Below are 20,499 nucleotides of genomic sequence, written 5' to 3'. Positions count from 1 at the left end.
CTGAGAAACGGGGGGTGCGGGGGGTGCGGGGGGGGCTCGGCTGTTCCGCTGGGCTGGGCTGCTCCGCTGGGGGCTGGGCTGGGCTGATACCGGAGTTGGGCTCCCGCCGGAGCTGGACTGCTCCGATGGGGCTCGGCTGCTCCGCTGGCGCTCGGCTGATCCGCTGGGGCTCGGCTTCTCCGCTGGGGCTGGGCTGCTACCGGAGTTGGGCTCCCTGCCGGGGCTGGGCTGCCCGCCAGGGCTGGGCTCACGCCGGAGCTGGGCTCCCTGCCGGGGCTGGACTACCCGCCAGGGCTGGGCTGCTACCGGAGTCGGGCTCCCGCCGGGGCTGGGCTACCCGCCAGGGTCGGGCTGCTACCGGAGTCGGGCTCCCCAGCCGGAGCTGGGCTGCTCCGCCTGGGCTGGACTGCCCGCCAGAGCTGGACTACTACCGGAGTTGGGCTCCCGCCGGAGCTGGACTACCCGCCAGGGCTGGGTTGCTACCGGAGTCGGGCTCCCGCCGGGGCTGGGCTACCCGCCAGGGTCGGGCTGCTACCGGAGTCGGGCTTCCCCAGCCGGAGCTGGGCTGCCCGCCAGGGCTGGGCTCACGCCGGAGCTGGGCTACCCGCCGGGACTGGGCTGCTGCCGGGGCCTGGGATATCGCCACGGTTTCGCGTAGCCGCCGGGCCCTGAGCTACTGCTCGGGCCGCTCGGCGACGAACGAGCCGAGGCCGACCTCGGCACGCACGAGCCCCTCGTTCTTGAGGTGGGCAAGCACCTTCTGAGCCGTGGATGTCGCGATCTCGAACTCGGCGGACAGTTCCATTGTGGACGGCACCCGCGCCCCCACGGGATAGCTGCCGTCGGTGATACGCGCGGTGATGGCTGCGGCGACCTGGCGCCAGACAGGCTGGGTGTCCTCGCTCTCAGCGAGTCCCTCTGACCGGGAAGCAGGGGAGACGAAAGAGCCGAGACCCGGCTCGGTGTAGGTCAGCCCTTTTGCGCGTAGGCCCGTGAGCGCTTTGTGCGCGGTCGCATGGGCGATGCCGAACTCGGCAATGAGTTGGACGACGGACGGCACACGGCTGCGCGGGGGATACGTGCCGTCCGCAATCCGGTTTTGGATCACCTCGGCCACTTGGCGCCAGCGAGCCTTGTCTGGGGCGAATTCCATCACCGCACCATGATGGGCATGCCATGCACTCCAGTGCGACTCAGGGGATTGTTCAGTTACCCCTAGCATGCTCGGTGAACCTTCGATACCGTGACGGAAGCAAAGACCCCCGCGACGGCAGCAACCGCCCGGGGGCACGGCCACCAGCTACATCGGAGCTGACGACATGCCCGACCTTATCCGCCGCCTCACCGCCTGGGTGAGACTCCTCCTGAACCCCCACCCCGCGCCCACGGCAACCACCCCCGCACCGCCGGCGCAACCGAACCCCGAACCAGCAGCCCCCCGCAGCCGCTACGGCCTCGACGCCCTGCTCCCCCTGGCCGGTGAGGCGACCCGCCTCGTACGCCCCTACCTCACCGCCCACGAACAGCACAGCCGCCGCCGCGAACTGGTCCTGGCCACCTTCGGGTTGGACACCCCGGGCCCGTACTGGATCCACGGCATGGAGGTCGCCTGATGACTGCGGACGACGACCTCTTCAGCCCTGCTCGCCTACTTCCCTGGCCCGGCCCCGAGGGCAAGCCCTGCTACCTGATCGGCGACGCCACGGGCCCCGTGTCCCGGGTGGCCGACACCATGGAGTCCGTTCAACTCGGCATGGGCGGCGAGCTGCTCACGTACGCACGCGGCATGCTCGCCGACGCTCCCGAGGGCGAACTCCGTTACCTGGCCGAGCGGTTGGCCGAAGCGCTGCAGGACGCGCTGCGGGTGGCGGAGAGCAGAGGGCTCAGGCTGCGCTGAGCAGCTCCGATGCAGGAAAGTCCCACGAACGCACGCGAAAAGCGGCGGACGAGTGGGATTTTCCTGCAGTCGACTTGACCGGCCGCCCGAGCGCCCCGCGTGAGAGCATCCGTCCATGAGCAACGACCTGGAAGTGAGTGCTCTGGCGATCAACGTCTCGATCCCGGAGGCGCTCCGCTGGACGGACACGCGCCGTGACGAGGAGTTCCAACTGACCACGGTCACCATCCGACTTCTCCCGGACGGCCACCTCGCCGCGAAGGCGTACGGCCGGCCGGTCGCCGGCGGCAGGGGCGGGTACGTGTCGTTCCCGGTACCCGACAAACCAGAACTGGCGGCGCTGATCGCCGAGGCGGCCGGCCGCGCCGGAACCCTGTGGTCCGCCCACCGCGGCCTCGGCTGAGGCGAGTTCGACTCGCAGCTCGGACGTGGAGTGGGGAGTTCGTGGGGCCGTAGCTGCCGATGGGCGAGTACGGACCGTAACTCGGGCGTCTACGGCGGCAGTTCGAGGGGCGGGCCGACGGTCAGGACCGGCGAGCAGTGGCGGAAGACCCCCACGACTTGGGCACCTGAGCCAACCCCCTGGCCACCACCGACGCCCCGTAGCCTCGCCCACGCCCACGCCCTCCGCCGCCCGCGCCCCACTCAGAAAAGACCCCCCTGGGCCACAGGAACCTCCCGTACGGGAACAGTCGTACGCCCCTCCCCCTTCGCCCCCTCCAGCCGCCACCCCCGCAGCAGCCTGCTGTCCAGCACGATGAGGCGGCCGGTGTCGGCCAGGCAGATGTCGGGCCCGGCCACCGCCACCAGATCCCCCCGCACCACCCCGCCGTCCACGAGCTCGGTGACCGCGAAGCCGCCGTTGCCCGCGAGGCGTTCGAGGCCGAACGTCTCCCCGTGGTCCACGACCCCCATGGCCAGCCGCTCCAGCGACTCGGGCCAGCCTTCGAGCCCGAGGGCGAAGCCATGCGTCCGCTCCAGCTCACGCCGTCGCTCCTCCGCCCCCGGCAGCGCCGCCCTGACGGTCCGCTTCCTCGCGTACGAGATCCGGTCCGGCACCCCGAGTGCGACCCGCAGCAGTTCCTCGGCCCGCCGCGCGGCCATCAAGGGGCCCCGCCCCAGCCAGACGTAGGCCACGGCCCCCTGTTCGAGGAGGCGGGCGGGCCCCCGTTCCTCGCGGGTGATGCCCACCTTCACCAGGCCCGCCCCGAACCACGCGAGGTAGACGCGGTAGGTCCGGGGATCGTCGGCGATGGTGTCGGCGGCCACGGAGTGCGCACGGTCCAGCCGCGCGCACTCGGCGCACCGGGCCTGCGTCCCCCGCTCCGGCACGGCAGCGGCCACCGGACAGGGATTGCCCCGCGCCCCCACGCACTCCCGCCGCCCGACGGCCCGGAACCCGAGCCGCCGCCCCACGACCAGCGGGCTGACGTCCCCCCGCTCCCACACGAGAGCGGGCCGCTCCGCATCCGCCCAGCTCAACCCCGCGATACGCCACTCCATGGGTCCAGTCTCACCCAGCCCGGCCCCCGAACCGACCGACACCGTCACGACTCCGCGGCCCCGGCCGACCGGCGTCGCAGTGCCGTGCTCGGCGCCGTGCTCGGCGCCGTCGCCACCCTCGTCGCGTCAGCGATCAGCGACCGCCGCGAGCCACGAGCCCCGAGCACGCACCGCGCACCGCGCACCGCGCACCAACCACCAGAGCGCCGCGTACCGCCTCGCAGTGAGCGGCCCGGGGTTGCTCGTGATGCCGATGAGTGCATCGCGGGTACCGCCATCGGCGTCGGCGCGGCTCTGCCTGCCTGCCGCCCGACCTGCGCCGCAGAGCCGCGGTACCTCCAACAAGCGGGACCTGCCTGGCCGTTGCTCATGCCAGGCGCCCCCACCGCCAGGCGCCCCCGCCGCCAGACGCCCCGCGGCAACGCCCCCGCGACAACGACCACCCCCGGAAGCAGCCTCCGAGCTAGGATCCGAAGCATGGCTCTGACCATGAACGACGTCGATCGGTTCGAAGCTGCCAGGCCGCGCCTGGAGGCCATCGCCTACCGCCTCCTCGGCTCCGCGAGCGACTCCGAGGACGCCGTGCAGGACACCTTCCTGCGCTGGCAGGCCGCCGACATCGACCGCATCGAAGTCCCCGAGGCCTGGCTGACGAAGGTCCTCACCAACCTCTGCCTCAACCAGCTCACTTCGGCCCGCGCCCGCCGCGAGACCTACGTGGGCCAGTGGCTGCCCGAGCCCCTGCTCGCCGGGGACCCGATGCTCGGCCCCGCCGACACCGCCGAGCAGCGCGAATCCGTCTCGTACGCCGTCCTCACCCTCATGGAGCGCCTCTCGCCCAACGAGCGGGTGGTGTACGTGCTGCGGGAGGCCTTCGGTTACTCCCACCGGGAGATCGCCGAGATGCTCGACATCACCGAAGCCTCGGGCCAGCAGATCTTCCACCGCGCCAAGAAGCACGTCGCGGACGGCAAGGCCCGCACAGAGATCGACGAGGCCACGGCCCAGCGGATCGTCGAGGAGTTCCTCGCGGCCGCCACCAGCGGCAGGACCGAGCCGCTCGTGCGGCTGCTCACGCAGGACGCCATCTCCATCGGCGACGGCGGCGGCAAGGTCCCCGCGCGCGCCAAGGCGTTCGAGGGCGCTGTCGCGGTCGCGAAGTTCATGCGGGGCCTGTTCAGGCCCAGCGAGGCCAAGCGCGCGTACGTCGGCGGCTCCCCCGACGTGTGGGCCGCGACCGCGAACGGCGGCCCCGCCCTGGTGGTGGCCGTCGAGGGCCGGGTCGTCGGCGTCATGTGCCTGGAGATCACCGCCGAAGGCATCGTCGCGTTCCGCAACCAGGTCAACCCCGACAAGCTCGAACGTGCGACCCAGCAGTGGGGAGCGACGGACCACGGGGACCCCCTGCTCAAGGCCTTCTGACACACCCCCGCCCACACACCCTTCAAGGGTGTGAGCTGCTTCACACCACGCACCTGTCAGGAATCACCGGGCTGTCCGGTTCAAGAGGCGAAACCCGCTGAAGAGCTGATGACAGGAGCAGGAAAATGCAGCAGCACCGCATCGTCGTCATCGGAGCCGGATACACCGGAGCCATCGCCGCCGGGCGCCTCGCCAAGCGGCTGCGCCGCGAGGACGTCGCCATCACCCTCGTCAACCCCGAGCCCGACTTCGTCGAGCGCATCCGGATGCACCAGCTGACGGCCGGCCAGGACCTCACGCCCCGGCCCTTCAGCGAGATGTTCGCGGACACCGGCGTCGAACTGAAGCTCGCCAAGGTCACCGCGGTCGACGTCGACCGCAAGACCGTCTCCGTCGCTCCCGTCAACGGCACGCAGGCCGCCGAGGAATTGGCGTACGACACCCTGGTGTACGCCCTCGGCAGCGGCTGGAACGCCCAGGGCGTCCCCGGCACCGCCGAGCACGCCCACGAGATCGCGAGCCGCCCCGGAGCGCTCCGGCTGCGCGAGCGCCTGGCCGGCCTGGGCGCCGGGGAGACCGTGGTCGTCGTCGGCGGCGGCCTCACCGGCCTGGAGGCCGCGACCGAGATCGCCGAGGCCCGCCCGGACCTCGACGTCGCCCTGGCCGCCCGCGGCGGACTCGGCGACTGGCTCTCGCCCAAGGGCCGCGGTCACGTGCGGCAGGTCTTCGCCGGGCTCGGCATCACCGCGCACGAGCAGACCGCCGTCACCGGCGTACGGGCCGACCACGTCACCACCGCCGACGGCACGTCCATCCCGGCCGCGGTCACCCTGTGGACCACCGGCTTCGCGGTCCACCCGATCGCGGAGGCCACCGGCCTGGAAGTCACCGACACCGGCCAGATCGTGGTCGACAGGACCATGCGCTCGGTCTCGCACCCGGACGTGTACGCGGTCGGCGACGCGGCCATGGCGATGGGCCCCGGCGACAAGCCGCTGCGGATGTCGTGCGCCACCGGCACCCCCATGGCCTGGCAGGCCGCCGACGCCATCGCGGCCCGCCTGACCGGCGGAAAGATCCCGAAGACGCCGATGCGCTACTTCAACCAGTGCATCTCGCTCGGCCGCAAGAACGGCCTGATCCAGTACGTCACCGCCGACGACCGCTCGGTCAAGGCGGCCCTGACCGGACGCTTCGCCGCCGTCTACAAGGAACTGGTCTGCAAGGGCGCGGCCTGGGGCGTCACCCACCCGCTGCTCGGAATGCCGGCCAGGCCCCGCCCCGTCGTACGGGAGCCGGAGACCGTCACCCGGGCGCGGACGGCTCCGACGGACGAGGCGACGGTCGAGGCCTCGGCCTGACCCATCCGGCCGTCCGTCTGGCCTACCCTTCCGCCCCGCCCGCCCGCGTCCGCAGCCCTACTCGTCGCGCGCCTTCGCCGCACCCGCGGCAGGGCGTCGGAGAGGGGACGCGGGCCGCGGCGACGGTGACGGTGGTGGCGGTGGCTCGGGGAGGCTGCCGATGGCGACGACATGGCGCGCGACGTCGGTGAGCAGGAGGCGATGGTGGCGGGCGTGACTGCGCATGGCGGTGAAGGCATCCCCCACGGGGATGTTGCGCTGGGCGGCGAGGAAGCCTTTGGCCTGCTCGATGATGATGCGGCTGTGCAGGGCGGCGCTGAGCTGTTCGTTGACGGTTTCGGTGTGTCGCAGGGAACGGGCGTGGAGCAGGCCGATGGTGGCCGCGTCGGCGAAGGCCTGGGCCATGGCGAGGTCGTCGGCCGGCAGCGGACTGTCCGTGCCGCGCAGGAGCAGCAGGCTGCCGATGGTCTCCTCGCGCAGTCGCATGGGGACGGCACTGGCGTAGGTGTAACCGGCCTCGCGGGCCAGCCTGCTGAAATCCTGCCAGCTGACCTGCGGTTGGGAGAGATCACCGGGGCTGACGGCGGCGGAGTCTTCGTAGGCGTCCAGGGCCGGGCCGCCGGTCAGCGCCAGCTCGAGCACCCTGAGCAGGGCGGGGCTGGGGTCGCAGGGGGCGGGGCTGTAGAGCTGCGGGCCCGGGTAGGCGAGCAGGACCGCCGCGTCGGCCACGGCGAAGATGTCGCAGCAGCGGACGGTCAGTTGCTGGAGGAAGTCGATGACGTCGAAGTCCGCGACCAGGGTGTCGGCCAGTTCTACAAAGGTCTCGGCGATCTTGCGTTCTCGGCTCATGCCTCAACTCCTCGGCGCGAAGGCACCCTCCAAGGGGCGGCGCCTAACGGCAGGTTCACGATGGCAGGTCCCGGAGGATTTCGCGGGCGGCTTCGGTCAGGGGGCGACCGGATGCGAAGGCCTGGGCCCGCATGCGGACCAGCGCCTCCTCCGCCGGCACACCGAGCTGAAAGCTGAGCACGCCCGTGGCCTGATGCACTTCGGCCCAGTGCAGATCGACCACGCCGGCGCCACCGGACCCATCGACGCCACCGGACCCATCGTGGCCATCCTGGAAGGTCTCCTCGCCCGGTTGCCAGGCCAGCAGACGTCCTGCCAGCGCGTCGGCCACGCGCAGCCCGTCCGCCGCCTGCCCCGAGGTCAGCGGCCCCGGCCCCTTGCGATAGCCGGTCAGCGACCCGAACCGCGCCGCTCCCGTCCTGACCGGCCAGACGAACACCGCGGCCACGCCCATGGCCTGGGCCTCGGCGGCGAACTGCGGCCACCGCTCACTCGCGTACGCGCCGATGTCCGGCACCTGACGGGGCACCTCACTGAAGTCCGCCGTCACCCCGGGACCCTGCCCCAAGGTGAACTGGACATCTTCCAGCCGCGCGCTGATCTCGTCGCTGAACCAGACCAGCTCCGCCCCCCATCGCAGGGAGACGGCGACCCCGTCCAACCCGAGGGCTCGCGCACACCGCACCGCCCACACACGGTGCTCCCCAGGCTCCACGGCCCTCGCAAGACCGACGAGCAATTCCTTCACAGACACCCGGTACTCCATCGCCGAGCCCCCGCCCCCGAAGACGGACAGCTCTCGCCCCGAAGACGGACAGCTCTCGAAAGACGGCCACGTTCCGTATCGGAGAGGCTACTCTCCACCCCCGGCGACGCGCCCCGCCTTCCGACCGAACAACCCCCACCGGGCCACGAAACCGCGAGGCCAAACACCAGGCCAAACGCCAGAGGCCCCGTGGATCTCTCCACGGGGCCTCTGGTCTGCTGTGCACTCGGCAGGATTCGAACCTGCAACCTTCTGATCCGTAGTCAGATGCTCTATCCGTTAAGCTACGAGTGCTTGTTTTTTCTTTTGTTTGCCTTCGCTCCCCGGCCTTTCGGCCCGCTCGCGGCGACAGGAAGAACATTACATGACCGCCGCCGCCATGTGAAATCCGTTTGCCACACCGCTTGCGACCTGCGGAAACACGCTTCTAGGCGGCGAAACGCCCGAAGCCCCGGTCCAGTGGACCGGGGCTTCGGGATCATGCAGCGGAGGCGGAGGGATTTGAACCCTCGATGGGATTTAAGTCCCAAACCGCATTAGCAGTGCGGCGCCATAGACCGGACTAGGCGACGCCTCCAGCTTGCACACCTGCGCGAACGCGAGGGGTGCGTGCAGATGATGACACAGCCGGGCGGCGTGTCACCAATCGCGGCTTCCACGGTACTAGTCGGGCGGCCCGCAGAGCAAAGCGTCTTTCCGCGCCCGCAACGTCACGGCGTCAACGGCGTTAGACGCGACAGAGCCGTACGTGTCTCGCGTACCCGGCCGGACGCCCCGGCCGGTTCCCGCACCCAGTGGAGCCCGTCATGCTGCGCCGTCTCGTCCTCACCGCCGCCGCGTCCGTCGCCGCGCTGTCCGTCGCGCCCGTCGTCGCCCACGCCGACATGGGTCCCCTTCCCCTGCCGACGCCGGTGACCGAGTCGACCCCCGACCGGCTCACCGTGAAGGTCACCGACGCCGGGCACGGCCTGGACGGGACGTTCGAGCTGGAGTGTCACCCGGCGGGCGGCACGCATCCGCAGGCGCAGGACGCGTGCGCGCGGCTCGACGAGGGCATTTGGGGCCGGGACACGTTCGCACCCACGCCCGCCGACGCGAACTGCACCATGCAGTACGGCGGTCCCGCCACGGCGCACATCACCGGAACGTGGCACGGCCGGCCCGTCGACGCGTCGTACAACCGGAGCAACGGCTGCGAGATCTCCCGCTGGAACAAGCTCGTCCCGGTGCTGCCCGAGACCCGTTCCTGATTGCGGACGATGCCGGGGCGTGGCTTCGGATGATTCCTCCGGTGCTTGGCTCCGGACGACTCCGGGGCATGGCTCCGGACGATTCCGGCGCTTGGCGCCTGATGATTCCGGGGCATGGCGCCGGACGACTCCAGTGCTTGGCTCCGGACCTTTCCAGTGCTCGGCTCCGGGCGATCCGTTTCGGCCACTTCCGGGTGTTTTCCGGCCATGGTCGTATCCGGTCGGCCGCCACCTGCTCGTGACCAGGCGGTACGGAAGCCTCACATCTTCTGCGTGCGACCTCCCTCTCATCCGGCATCGCGCGCACAACCACGCCCCGTAGACTCCCTCTCGTGACACGCCGCGGGCCGCGGGGCAAGATGGCCTGGGCGAGTCGGCAAGCAGCAGTAACCAGGGAGGAAGCGTCGTCGTGAGCAGCAGGCCATCCCGAGGCGCTGCTCGCCTCGCAGCCATACTCGACGCGCTGCCGGACGCGTTGGTCCTCGTGAACGCGAACGGCACCGTCGTGAACGCGAACGCGATCGCGCTGGAGGCGTTCGAGGCGCCGGGCACCGCCCTCGTGGGACGTGGGCTCCTCGATCTGTTGCCGGAGTTCGACTCCCGGCTCATTCCCGGATCGATGCGCAGGCCCGAATCCATCGACGAGCGCGGGCGCACCAAGCCCACGCGGATGGTCGCGCGCCGCACGGACGGCAGCGAGTTCCCCGTCGAGGTCACGAGCTCGAACCTCGAGGACATCCGGGACGCGTACGACAATTACGGCTACACCGGTGACGAGTTGCTCATGCTCGTCGTACGCGACCTTTCGGGCGCCGTGGACACCGAGGCCGAACTCGCGCGCTCCCAGCGGCAGACCGAGATGATCCTGCGCGCCGCCGCCGAAGGCGTCGTCGGGACGGACACCGAGGGACGCGTCGTCCTCGTCAACCCGGCTGCCGCGCAGATACTGGGCTTCCGGGCCAGCGACCTCGGCGGCCAGGAGCTGCACAACCTGGTGCTCCACTCGCGCGCCGACGGCGAGCCCTTCCCCTACGAGGAGTCCCCGCTCGCGGACACACTCCGCTCCGGGCGCAAGCACCGGGTGCGCGGGCAGGTCCTGTGGTCCAAGAGCGGCGACCGGGTCGCGGTCGACCTGACGACGGCGCCGGTCCGGGACGGGGACCAGCTCGTCGGCGCGGTCATGACGTTCACCGACCGGCGGCCCTACGACGCGCTGGCCGAGGAGCACGAGGCCGCGATCGCGGCGCACGCGGAGGAGATGAAGGCCGCCACGGAGCGGCGCACGGAGGAGCTGCGGGCCGCCACCGAGCGGCACGCGGCGGAGCTGGCTGCCGCCGCCGAGCAGCGCGCGGAGGAGATCGCCGCCGAGCAGGAGCGGTACGCGGCGCTCGCGGAGCGCGAGAAGGACCGGTTCGAGGAACTTTCCGAGCGCGAGAAGGAGCGGTACGACGCGCTGGCCGCGCGGCACGAGCAGCTGCTCGCCGTGCTCGGTTCGTCGCTGCGGGGTCCGCTCGACGAGCTGCGGCGCGAGCTGTCGGCTCTCGCCGCCGATGACGCCGGGCAGTTGTGGCCCGAGGCGAATCAGGTCCTTCACCACCTTTCCGCCGGTTACGCACGCATCACCACGCTCGTCGACAACGTGCTGGGCTTCCAGCTCCTCGACTCGGGTGCGGATCAGCTGTCGTGCGTGAAGGTCATGCTGGACGCCGTCGTCGCGAGCGGTGTCGAGGGCGCGGTCGAGCTGATCGGGCCCGGACGCGCGCAGTTCGCCGTGCACGCGCCGCCGATCGAGGTCGAGGTGGACCCGGGGCGGCTCGCCACGGCGCTCGCCCACCTGGTCGCCGACGTGGCGGGCATCGACGCCACGGGCAACGCGCGTGCCGGTACGGGCCCTTCGGCCATGGCCGCCGCCGGTGGGTACGTGGATTCGACCGTCGTCGTGGCCGCGGCCCAGCGCGGCGAAGTCGTCCGCATCGAGGTGCGGGGTCCGTACGCCGGGGGAGACCCGGTGCACGAACCGATCGTCCGGGGCATCGTGCGGGCGCACGGCGGAGTGCTGCAGACGCATGAGGTGCCGGGGATGAGCGGCAGTGCGTACGTTCTTGAAGTGCCGATCGGTGCGGGGGGCGGGGCGGCTCCCGGGGCCGCCGAAGCGCCGGCCGGCTCTGTCGGCTCAGTCCCCTCCGTCGGCTCAGTCGGCTCCGTCGGCTCCGTCGGCTCTTCGGTCGTGGTGCCCGCGCAGGCTTCGCCCGCCACGGCCGGCGGTCGGCGGCGGGCCCGGCGGGCCGCGGGGCCCTCGGTCGACTCGTTCTTGGAGAGTTCGGCTCCCGACGACGGGACTTCAGGGGGCGCTGCCGGTAATGAGGACGCTCCCGCCGACACCTCACCCAGCGGTACGGGGCGACGGCGCGGGCGGCGGGCGGCTGAGGCCGATGCGGCGCAGGCCGCGGAGGCAAGGGCCGCGGAGGCGCGGGCCGCTGCCGAGGCGGCGGCCGGGGCCGGGGCCGGGGCGCAGCCTGCTTCGGGGGCGTCTGCGGGGGGCGAGGATTCTTCACCGTCACGGGCTTCCGGTGGTACGGGGCGGCGGCGTGGGCGGCCGAGCCCTGCGGAGGGCCTGGCAAGCTCCGTAGGTTCCTTGGGCCCTGTGGGCTCTGTGGGCTCCGTGGGTTCCGTGGTGACTGCTGCCGAGCATGCGGCCGGGTCGGCGGCGCTGGGGGAGACGGTGCCGCCGCAGGGCGTGCCGGTTCCCGCGGGGGCGGTGGCTCCTGCCGCTGCCGGGCAGCGGGCTCGACGGAACGACGAGCAGTTGGCGTTGCCGCCCGCTCTGCCTTCGGGCGGTGGCGGGCAGGAGGGTGCTGCCGCCGGGGGCTCCGGGGTCGGGACGGCTGTGGCTGTCGCCGGGTCGGGTGCTGCCGCCGGTGAGGCGGGCGAGGCCTCGCCACGTCCGACGGGACGGCGTCGCCGTGCGCTGGCCGCCGCCAAGGAGCGGGCCGCTGCCGAGGAGGCTCCCAGCGGGCGCGTCTTCGCACTGCCGCCCGCGTCCGCGGACCAGGACGACACGGGGCAGCACGAAGCGGCTCTGCACCACCCGTCCGAGGACCACACCCCGCCCCAGCCCCACCCCGCCGACGCGCCGACGGGGCGCCGCCGGTCGCGTGGGGGGCAGGGGCTGGTCTCTGGACAGGGGCAAGTGCCGGGGCCGGGTCAGGGGCCGGGCCAAGTGCCGGGTCAGGGGCAGGGCCAGGCGTTGGGCTTGGGCCAACTGCCGGGCCAGGGGCAGGGCCAGGCGGCGGGCCAGGGCCAACTGCCGGGGCAGGCGCAGAGCCAGGCGGCAGGCCAGAGCCAACTGCCCGGCCAGGCGCAGAGCCAGGCGGCAGGCCAGAGCCAACTGCCGGGCCAGGCGCAGAGCCAGGCGGCAGGCCAGAGCCAACTGCCCGGCCAGGCGCAGAGCCAGGCGGCAGGCCAGGGGCAGGCGTCAGGGCCTGGGCAGGCGTTTGGGCCGGGGCAGGCTCCGGGTCAGGCGGCCACCGCTCCGGGGGCGCCCGCCGCGCCAGGCGGTCCCGCAGCTTCGGGGGCGCCCGCCGCGCCGGGAGCGCCCGCAGCCGCTGGTGCGGCGGGGGAGGCGCAGGAGGGCCCTGCCGCCGGTGTTCCCTCGCAGCCCACCACGTACGCCGAAGGCACTCCGGCGCGCGGCGTCCACACGCCCGGCAGGGGCGTCGCGCTGCCGCCCGAGCGCGGGGCCCAGGGGCGGGCCGCGCAGCCGCTGCCCGCCGAGGCCGCGCCCGGTGACCCCAACTCGACGCAGGGGCGCGCGATCAGCGTGCGCACGCTCGGGCAGGGCGTGCCGTTCGGCCAGCAGATCGCCGAGCAGCAGAAGCAGCGCCGGCTCGGGCAGCAGCACGGCCAGAACCCGGCGACGGCATCGCAGGCCCCCCAGGCCCCACAGCCGCAGGCCCCGCAGTCACAGGCCCAAACGCCGCCCGCCAAGCCCCAGCCCTCCGCGCCCACCCCGGACGCTCCGCAGCGGCCCACCGCTGGACCGCTCCCGGAGCAGGCGCCTGCGCAGCCCGCGGCTCCGGGTCAGTCGCAGTCCCACACACTCGGCGGTTCCCCCGGCGGCTCTCTCGGCGGCTCCGTCGGAGGCTCGGGACGTCGCCGCAGGCTGTCCACTCCCCCCGCCCCCACGGGCGACGACCGCCCCGAGGCCGCCGCACGCCCGCACCCCCAGGCGCAGGGACACCCGCAGTCCCGCATCGGGTCCTCCACGGAGGGCGCCGGCCGCTCGTACGCGATAGGCGCACCGGACGAGGACGCCGACGAGGGCCCGGAGCCGCTGGACGGTCCCGGCGGCGCGGTCGAGGTCGCCAACCGGCCCCAGCCGCAGCCCATGGACGACGAACTGCCGCCCGAGCCGCTGGACAATCCGCGCCGCCTGCTCGTCTGGCCCGCGCCCGACGTCACCACCCAGCAGGCGCTGAGCGACCGCGGCTACCGTCCCGTCACCGTGAACTCCCGCGAAGAGGTCGACGCCCAGATCGCCGCGTTCCCCGCGGCCCTGTTCGTCGACCCGCTGACCGGACCGATCACGCGTACGGCGCTGCAGTCGCTGCGCACGGCCGCCGTGGCCGCCGAGGTCCCCGTACTCGTCACGGCGGGACTCGGGCAGGCGACGCGCGAGGCGGCGTACGGCGCCGACCCCGCCGTACTCCTGAAGGCGCTCGCGCCCCGCGACAGCGAGCAGCACCCGCCGCGCGTCCTGCTCATCGAGGAGCACGAGGAGATCGCGCTCGCCCTGACCGCGACGCTGGAACGGCGTGGCATGCAGGTGGCGCGGGCCGAGAGCGACGCGGACGCGGTGACGCTCGCGGCGCAGATGCGGCCGAACCTGGTGGTGATGGACCTGATGCAGGTACGGCGGCGCAGGGCCGGGATCATCGACTGGCTGCGCGCGAACGGCCAGTTGAACCGCACCCCGCTCGTCGTCTACACCGCCGCCGTCGACCAGACGGAGCTGCCGCGCCTCGCGGCGGGGGAGACGGTGCTGTTCCTCGCGGAGCGGTCGACGAGCACCGAGGTGCAGGGCCGCATCGTGGACCTGCTGGCGAAGATCGGCACGAACTAGCCCTCCGGACATGCGAGTTGCGCCGCTCCCTCCGGAGGGAGTGGCGCAACTCGTTTGCCATCAGAGCTTCGTGACGTCCAGCTCCCCGTCCGCGTACTGCCTGCGCAGCACCTTCTTGTCGAACTTGCCGACGCTCGTCTTGGGCACGGCGGGCACGATCGCCCAGCGCTCGGGCAGCTGCCACTTGGCGATGGTGCCCGTGAGGAAGTCGCGCAGGGCGGCGTAGTCGAGGCTCGCGCCCTCCTTCAACACGACGGTGGCGAGCGGGCGTTCGCCCCACTTCTCGTCGGGGACGGCGACGACCGCCGCCTCGGCGACGTCCGGGTGGGCCATGATCGCGTTCTCCAGCTCGACGCTGGAGATCCACTCGCCGCCCGACTTGATGACGTCCTTCGCGCGGTCGGTGAGCGTCAGGAAGCCGTCGGAGCTGATCACGCCGACGTCGCCGGTCTTCAGCCAGCCGTCCGCGCTGAACTTGTCCTCGGGCTTGAGCTCTTCACCACCCGCGCCGCCGTAGTACGCCCCCGCGATCCACGGCCCGCGCACCTCCAGCTCGCCCGCTGACTCGCCGTCCCACGGCAGATGCTCGCCGCCGGGGCCGACCAGGCGGGCCTCGACGCCGGTGGGGAAGCGGCCCTGGGTGAGGCGGTAGGCGAACTCGTCGTCGGTGCCGAGGGACTTGGCCGGCGGACGGGCGACCGTGCCGAGCGGGGAGGTCTCCGTCATGCCCCAGGCGTGGCAGACGCGCATGCCCAGCTTGTCGAAGGCCTCCATCAGCGAGGGCGGGCAGGCCGAGCCGCCGATGGTGACCTGGCCGAGCGAACTGACGTCACGCGGCTTCGCGGAGAGCTCGGCGAGCAGTCCCTGCCAGATGGTGGGGACGGCGGCCGCGTGCGTGGGCCGCTCCGTCTCGATCATCTCGGCGAGCGGTGCGGGCTGCAGGAAGCGGTCCGGCATCAGCATGTTCACGCCCGTCATGAACGTGGCGTGCGGCAGGCCCCAGGCGTTGACGTGGAACTGCGGGACGACCACGAGCGAGGTGTCCGCGTCCGTCAGGCCCATGGACTCGCTCATGTTGACCTGCATGGAGTGCAGGTAGATGGAACGGTGAGAGTAGACGACGCCCTTGGGGTCACCGGTGGTGCCGGAGGTGTAGCACATGGCGGCGGCCGTGCGCTCGTCGAGATCCGGCCAGTCGTACGTCGTGGGCTTGGCGCCGATCAGGTCCTCGTACTCGTGCACCCGGGCCTGGACCCCGGCCAGCGGCGAACGGTCGCCGGGGCCCGAGACCACCAGGTGCTCGACGGTCGGCAGCTGCGGAAGCAGGGGCGCGAGCAGGGGGATGAGGGAGCCGTTGACGACGATGACGCGGTCGGCCGCGTGGTTCACGATCCAGGTCAACTGGTCGGCGGGCAGCCGGAGGTTGAGGGTGTGCAGCACGGCGCCCATGCAGGGGACCGCGAAGTAGGCCTCGACGTGTTCGGCGTTGTTCCACATGAAGGTGGCCACGCGCTCGTCGCCGTCGACCCCGAGGTCATCGCGCAGGGCGTGTGCCAGCTGGGCGGAGCGTTCGCCGATCTCACGGAAGCTGCGGCGCTGCGGGGCGGCCTCACCGGTCCATGTGGTGACCTGCGACGACCCGTGCACGGTCGTCCCGTGCCGGAGGATGCGGGTGACGGTCAGTGGTACGTCCTGCATCGTGCTCAGCACGGCGTCCTCCCGGTGGGCGCGCGGCATTCATCCGGGGCGGCTCCCGAATGACCTACCTGGCAGTAGGGCTCGCCAGATTCTTGCCGCATACCGCACGGTATGTCACTAGGTCGGGAGAAGAAAGGTCCAGCGGAGCCCCGGCGCCGGCCGGGGGCGGGGCGGGGTGGGCAGAGGGGCTACCGGACCGGCGTGAGCTCCGGGTCCTCGCGCAGCTTGCCGAGCGCGCGCGACACCGCGCTCTTGACGGTGCCGATGGAGACCCCGAGCACCTCGGCCGTCTGGGCCTCGCTGAGATCCTCGTAGTACCGCAGGACGACCATCGCCCGCTGCCGCGCGGGCAGCTTCATGATCGCGCGCCACATCGCGTCCCTGAGCACCTGCTGCTCGGCCGGGTCCGCGACCGGCGTCACCTCGGGCTCGGGCAGCTCGTCGCACGCGAACTCGTCGACCTTGCGCTTGCGCCACTGCGAGGTCCGGGTGTTCAGCAGGGCCCGTCGCACATAGCCGTCGAGCGCCCGATGGTCCTGAATCCGGTCCCAGGCGACATAGGTCTTGGTGAGGGCGGTCTGCAGCAGATCCTCGGCATCGCAGGGGTTGGCGGTCAGCGAGCGCGCGGTGCGCAGCAACACGGGCTGACGCGCCCGGACGTACGACGCGAACGACGGATACGCCGAAGAACCCGCTGTCCGCGTCGCGGCCTTCGATGCGCTGGTGCACATGGGCACCATGGATACGGTCATGGCTCCACGCTAGAAGCGCCCCCTACTTCTGCGGATCGGCCGCAGGTCCCGAAGCGGTGTCCGCCTCAGGTTGTACGCGGGGTGGTAGCCCCACCTCCTGAAGGTGGAGGAGGTGGAGCACACCCCTGAGGGTTCATCCCTGACAGAACGGCGAGTTGCTGGGTGGGGGAGGACGCCGGGAGGGTGGTGATGGTGGCTGGAAGAGTCCACCCCCGGGCTAGCTGACCTTGGCCACCGGCGCGTGCACGAGGTTCCGGTCGATCTTGAGCGTACGCCCGCCGTGCCGCTCCTTCACGTTCCCCGCGTACTGGTGAATGCGCCGCTCGGGGCGCCACGCGTCGCTCTTCAGCACCGGCTCGTTGTACAGGTTCGCCCGCTTGTGCCAGCGCGCGAACCACATCACCGACGGCAGATCCCGCACCCCCGCCCGCCGCGCCGTCTCCATGTGCCGTACGCCGTAGTTCGCACTGCTGTAGAACCCCGGGATGTAACCGAACCTGCGCACCTCACGGTTCCAGGCCCGTACGAAGGCCAGGGTGCCGTGCGCGCACTCCTTCTGCCGGTAGCTGTACGCCTCCATGTCCAGGTAGAGCGGGCTGAGCCGCCCCATCCCGAGTGCCTTGGCCTTCGTTACCGCGTCACGTCCCTCCTGGGTTCCCTGCCGCACGGGGTAGCGCCCCATGCGGACGTGCTTCTTGTGCTTCGCGATGACGCAGGGCGACTGCGACCCGACGTACACCGGCAGCACCTTCCACCCCTGCCCCCGCACCGCGCGCATCCAACTGCGGGTCAGCTGCGGCTGGCGCTTGCACGCCCGGCCGCGGCCCGCGTAGTAGATGCCGATCGCCCCGTAGGCGGAGGCCTTCCAGCGGCGCATCGTGTCGGCGGACGGTGCGAGGCAGGTGTCGAACGCCCGGCCGCGGAAGGTCGACACCCCGGCCGGCCAGCCGTTCGCCCGGCTCCCCGCACCGGCACCGGCCGCACGGCCGTCGGCCTCGGCTCTGCTCACGGCGCCGGTCGGCGTCACGCCCACGGCCAGGGCGGTGAAGGCGACGGCGAGGACAAGTCCCATCATCAGTTTTCGGCAGCGCATATGCCGAGTGAAGGGCCCAGAGCCTCCGCTGCCCCCGTGACACGCGCCGCGTTCAGCCGTCCGCCGCCAGAATCAACCCCGATGTGGGCACACCGGTGCCCGCGGTGACCAGCGTGCGCGCCGCGCCGGGTATCTGGTTCACGGAGGTGCCGCGCACCTGGCGGACCGCCTCCGCTATGCCGTTCATCCCGTGCAGATACGCCTCCCCGAGCTGTCCTCCGTGTGTGTTCAGCGGCAGCATCTCCCCGGCCACGAAATCCGCCGCCTCCCCCGGCCCGCAGAAACCGAACTCCTCCAACTGCATCAGCACGAACGGCGTGAAGTGGTCGTAGAGAATGCCCACGTCGATGTCGCCCGGCGTGAGACCGGAGCTGCGCCACAACTGTTTGGCCACCACGCTCATCTCCGGCAGCCCGCTCAGGTCGTCGCGGTAGAAGCTGGTCATCTGCTCCTGCGCCCGGCCCGACCCCTGGGCCGCAGCCGTGATCACTGCCGCCGGCTTGGGCAGATCCCTGGCCCGCTCCACGCTCGTCACGACGATCGCCTGCCCGCCGTCGGTCTCCTGGCAGCAGTCCAGGAGCCGCAGCGGCTCGACGATCCAGCGCGACGCGGCGTGCTCGGCGAGCGTGATCGGCTTCCCGTGGAAATAGGCCGCGGGGTTGGTCGCCGCGTACTTCCGGTCGGTGACCGCCACATGGCCGAAGGCATCGGGTGTGAGGCCGTACGTGTGCAGATAGCGCTGGGCCGCCATCGCCACCCACGAAGCGGGGGTCAGCAACCCGAACGGCAGGGACCAGCCGAGCGCCGCGCCCTCCGCCGACGGCTCCCGATGCTGCACACCCGAACCGAACCGGCGCCCCGAGCGTTCATTGAACGCGCGATAGCAGACGACGACTTCGGCCACCCCGCTCGCCACCGCGAGCGCCGCCTGCTGGACCGTCGCACAGGCCGCTCCTCCCCCGTAGTGGACGCGCGAGAAGAACGACAGCTCCCCCATCCCGGCCGCCTGCGCGACGGTGATCTCCGGGTTCGTGTCCATGGTGAACGTGACCATGCCGTCGACATCGGCCGGTCTCAGCCCGGCGTCGTCGAGCGCGAGGCCCACCGCCTCCACCGCGAGCCTGAGCTCACTGCGACCCGAGTCCTTGGAGAACTCGGTGGCCCCGATCCCGACGACAGCGGCCTTCCCACCGAGCCGGTCACGCGTGCGTACGCTCATGCCGCGCCCCCTGCCGCGGACCCGCCCCGGGCCACCCCGCCCGGGACCGTGACCGTGACCGTGCCGGTGACGTGCTTGCCGATGCCGTTGGCCCCGACGACCTTGACCGTGGCCGTATCTCCCTCGACCTGCTCCACGGAACCGGTCAGGACCATCGTGTCCCCGGGATAGTTGGGCGCCCCCAGCCGGATCGCCACCTTGCGCAGGATCGCCCCGGAACCGAAGTGGTCCGTGATGTACCGGCCGACCAAGCCGTTCGTGGTCAGGATGTTCATGAAGATGTCGGGGGAGCCCTTCTCCTTGGCCGCCACCGCGTCGTGATGCACGTCCTGGTAGTCCCGCGACGCGATCGCACCGGAGACGATCAGTGTCCGGGTAACCGGGATGGTGAGCTCCGGCAGCTCGTCACCCGCCCTCACGCCGACTCCCCCTGCGGCATACCGCCTCCCCGTCACGCCGTCTTCTCCCACAGCGCCCTGTCCCCCCGTCATGCCTCCCCCTCCTGCGCGCTCCGGGCGATCAAGTCGCCCATTTCCTCCAGGACTTCGCTGCCACACCCCAAGTACGCGACCAGCTGCCGCCCCCACAGGAAGTGCCGGTGCACGGGGTGGTCGAGGTCCGCCCCCATGCCGCCGTGCAAATGCTGGCCCGCGTGCACGACGCGCTTGCCGCCCTCCGACGCCCACCACGCGGCGGTCAACGCATGCGTGCCGTACGGCAGACCGGCGTCGCGCCGCCAGGCCGCCTCGTACGCCGTGACCCGTATCGCCTCGGTGTCCATATGGGCGTCGGCCGCCCGGAGTTGGACACCCTGCTTGGCCGCGAGCGGGCGCCCGAACTGCTCCCGCTCGTTCGTGTAAGCCACCGCGCGGGCCAACGACCCTGCGCACACCCCGGCCTGCAACCCCGCGAAGGCGGTCCGCGCGGCGGCCAGGACATCCTCGTACGCCCCCTCCCCTCCGATCCGCTCCCCGGGAGTCCCGTCCAGGACCAACCGCCCCGCCGCCCAGGGCGCGGTCAGTTCCACGGGCTCGGTCTCCGCGTCGGCCACCCGCACTCTCCAAAGGCTGTGACCACCCCGCGGCGCCGGATCACGCACCGCCACCAGCACCTCCGTGGCGTCCCGCAGCCACGGCACCCATGGCACGACCCCGGTCAGCTTCGCGGCGGACCCACCGCCCGACGCCGCGTCCACGGAGGCCGCCACTCCACCCCGCGCAGGGAAAGCTCCCGCCGCGATGGCCGTACCGTCCCGGAGACCCGGCAGCAGCCTCCCCCGCTGCTCCTCCGTGCCGTGTGCCGCGACCGCGAACAGACCGTAGACACAGCTCGCCGCGAACGGCACCTGCGCCGTCGTCCTCCCCTGCTCCTCCAGCAACAGCACGAGGCCGAGCAACCCGACGTCCTCCACCGCACCCGGCAGCCCCGCCGCGCACAGCGCTTTCCACAGCTCGGCGTCCGACCCTGTCCCCGCCGCCGCGAGCCGCTCGGGCGTGGCCAGATCCCCGAAGATCTCGCGGGCTAGGCCTTGGGCTGCGGCCTGCTCCTCCGTGGGCGTGAAGTCCAT

17 protein-coding genes and 2 tRNA genes are annotated in these 20,499 nt (G+C 72.1%); 7 read left to right on the top strand and 12 right to left on the bottom strand.

Annotated elements, in window-relative coordinates; all coding sequences use genetic code 11:
- Positions 1 to 673 precede the first annotated feature (673 nt).
- Positions 674 to 1,153: a GntR family transcriptional regulator gene (locus tag ACIBCK_RS31580; RefSeq protein WP_399395965.1), complete on the bottom strand. Its 480-nt coding sequence runs from the start codon at positions 1,151 to 1,153 to the stop codon at positions 674 to 676.
- Positions 1,154 to 1,319: 166 nt separating this feature from the next.
- On the opposite strand from ACIBCK_RS31580, the gene ACIBCK_RS31575 reads away from it, so the two are divergent.
- The 3 genes from ACIBCK_RS31575 to ACIBCK_RS31565 all read left to right on the top strand — a co-directional run bounded on the left by ACIBCK_RS31575 (position 1,320) and on the right by ACIBCK_RS31565 (position 2,300).
- A complete protein-coding gene (locus ACIBCK_RS31575; protein WP_399395790.1) occupies positions 1,320 to 1,613 on the top strand; it encodes a hypothetical protein in 294 nt (97 codons plus the stop codon).
- A complete protein-coding gene (locus ACIBCK_RS31570) occupies positions 1,613 to 1,897 on the top strand; it encodes a hypothetical protein (protein ID WP_399395789.1) in 285 nt (94 codons plus the stop codon). Before ACIBCK_RS31575 ends, ACIBCK_RS31570 begins: the two co-directional genes overlap by 1 nt.
- A gap of 115 nt (positions 1,898 to 2,012) precedes the next feature.
- A complete protein-coding gene (locus tag ACIBCK_RS31565) occupies positions 2,013 to 2,300 on the top strand; it encodes a hypothetical protein (protein ID WP_399395787.1) in 288 nt (95 codons plus the stop codon).
- Positions 2,301 to 2,542: 242 nt separating this feature from the next.
- On the opposite strand, the gene ACIBCK_RS31560 is transcribed toward ACIBCK_RS31565, so the two are convergent.
- Positions 2,543 to 3,400, bottom strand: coding sequence for a DUF2797 domain-containing protein (locus ACIBCK_RS31560; protein WP_399395786.1), 858 nt, complete (start codon positions 3,398 to 3,400; stop codon positions 2,543 to 2,545).
- Positions 3,401 to 3,877: 477 nt separating this feature from the next.
- Between ACIBCK_RS31560 and sigJ the strand changes: the two genes are divergently transcribed.
- Complete coding sequence (gene sigJ, locus ACIBCK_RS31555) at positions 3,878 to 4,822, top strand: RNA polymerase sigma factor SigJ (protein ID WP_399395784.1); 945 nt, start codon at positions 3,878 to 3,880, stop codon at positions 4,820 to 4,822.
- Between the two features lie 125 nt (positions 4,823 to 4,947).
- A complete protein-coding gene (locus ACIBCK_RS31550; protein WP_399395782.1) occupies positions 4,948 to 6,183 on the top strand; it encodes an NAD(P)/FAD-dependent oxidoreductase in 1,236 nt (411 codons plus the stop codon).
- A 57-nt stretch (positions 6,184 to 6,240) separates the two neighbouring features.
- On the opposite strand, the gene ACIBCK_RS31545 is transcribed toward ACIBCK_RS31550, so the two are convergent.
- From ACIBCK_RS31545 to ACIBCK_RS31530, 4 genes are all read right to left on the bottom strand, one after another.
- On the bottom strand, positions 6,241 to 7,032 hold the full coding sequence (locus ACIBCK_RS31545; protein ID WP_399395780.1) for an ANTAR domain-containing protein: 792 nt from the start codon (positions 7,030 to 7,032) through the stop codon (positions 6,241 to 6,243).
- Between the two features lie 55 nt (positions 7,033 to 7,087).
- Positions 7,088 to 7,786 carry an ANTAR domain-containing protein gene (locus tag ACIBCK_RS31540; protein WP_399395779.1) on the bottom strand — a complete coding sequence of 233 codons (699 nt, stop codon included), beginning with the start codon at positions 7,784 to 7,786 and terminating at the stop codon, positions 7,088 to 7,090.
- Positions 7,787 to 8,019: 233 nt separating this feature from the next.
- Positions 8,020 to 8,092: transfer RNA gene (locus ACIBCK_RS31535), tRNA-Arg, on the bottom strand.
- Positions 8,093 to 8,284: 192 nt separating this feature from the next.
- A tRNA-Ser gene (locus tag ACIBCK_RS31530) sits at positions 8,285 to 8,375 on the bottom strand.
- A gap of 229 nt (positions 8,376 to 8,604) precedes the next feature.
- On the opposite strand from ACIBCK_RS31530, the gene ACIBCK_RS31525 reads away from it, so the two are divergent.
- Positions 8,605 to 9,048, top strand: coding sequence for an SSI family serine proteinase inhibitor (locus tag ACIBCK_RS31525; protein ID WP_399395777.1), 444 nt, complete (start codon positions 8,605 to 8,607; stop codon positions 9,046 to 9,048).
- 409 nt (positions 9,049 to 9,457) lie between these two features.
- Positions 9,458 to 14,170 (top strand): PAS domain-containing protein, encoded by a 4,713-nt coding sequence (locus ACIBCK_RS31520; protein ID WP_399395775.1) that lies wholly within the window; start codon positions 9,458 to 9,460, stop codon positions 14,168 to 14,170.
- Between the two features lie 60 nt (positions 14,171 to 14,230).
- Here ACIBCK_RS31520 and ACIBCK_RS31515 read toward each other — a convergent pair whose 3' ends face one another.
- The 6 genes from ACIBCK_RS31515 to ACIBCK_RS31490 form a co-directional block, all read right to left on the bottom strand.
- Positions 14,231 to 15,880, bottom strand: a complete 1,650-nt coding sequence (locus ACIBCK_RS31515; protein WP_399395773.1) for a long-chain fatty acid--CoA ligase — start codon at positions 15,878 to 15,880, stop codon at positions 14,231 to 14,233.
- Positions 15,881 to 16,056: 176 nt separating this feature from the next.
- Positions 16,057 to 16,620, bottom strand: coding sequence for a SigE family RNA polymerase sigma factor (locus tag ACIBCK_RS31510; RefSeq protein WP_399395772.1), 564 nt, complete (start codon positions 16,618 to 16,620; stop codon positions 16,057 to 16,059).
- A gap of 217 nt (positions 16,621 to 16,837) precedes the next feature.
- Positions 16,838 to 17,713 (bottom strand): DUF1906 domain-containing protein, encoded by an 876-nt coding sequence (locus tag ACIBCK_RS31505; RefSeq protein WP_399395770.1) that lies wholly within the window; start codon positions 17,711 to 17,713, stop codon positions 16,838 to 16,840.
- Between the two features lie 52 nt (positions 17,714 to 17,765).
- Positions 17,766 to 18,932 (bottom strand): lipid-transfer protein, encoded by a 1,167-nt coding sequence (locus ACIBCK_RS31500; protein WP_399395768.1) that lies wholly within the window; start codon positions 18,930 to 18,932, stop codon positions 17,766 to 17,768.
- Positions 18,929 to 19,351 carry a MaoC family dehydratase gene (locus ACIBCK_RS31495; protein ID WP_399395766.1) on the bottom strand — a complete coding sequence of 141 codons (423 nt, stop codon included), beginning with the start codon at positions 19,349 to 19,351 and terminating at the stop codon, positions 18,929 to 18,931. Before ACIBCK_RS31495 ends, ACIBCK_RS31500 begins: the two co-directional genes overlap by 4 nt.
- Before the next feature lie 68 nt (positions 19,352 to 19,419).
- Positions 19,420 to 20,499 carry an acyl-CoA dehydrogenase family protein gene (locus ACIBCK_RS31490; protein ID WP_399395764.1) on the bottom strand — a complete coding sequence of 360 codons (1,080 nt, stop codon included), beginning with the start codon at positions 20,497 to 20,499 and terminating at the stop codon, positions 19,420 to 19,422.

It is taken from the genome of Streptomyces sp. NPDC051218, assembly GCF_044455475.1.
Classification (GTDB): domain Bacteria; phylum Actinomycetota; class Actinomycetes; order Streptomycetales; family Streptomycetaceae; genus Streptomyces.
The sequence above is the reverse complement of the archived record's forward strand: the minus strand, read 5'-3'. Positions and strand labels throughout refer to the sequence as shown.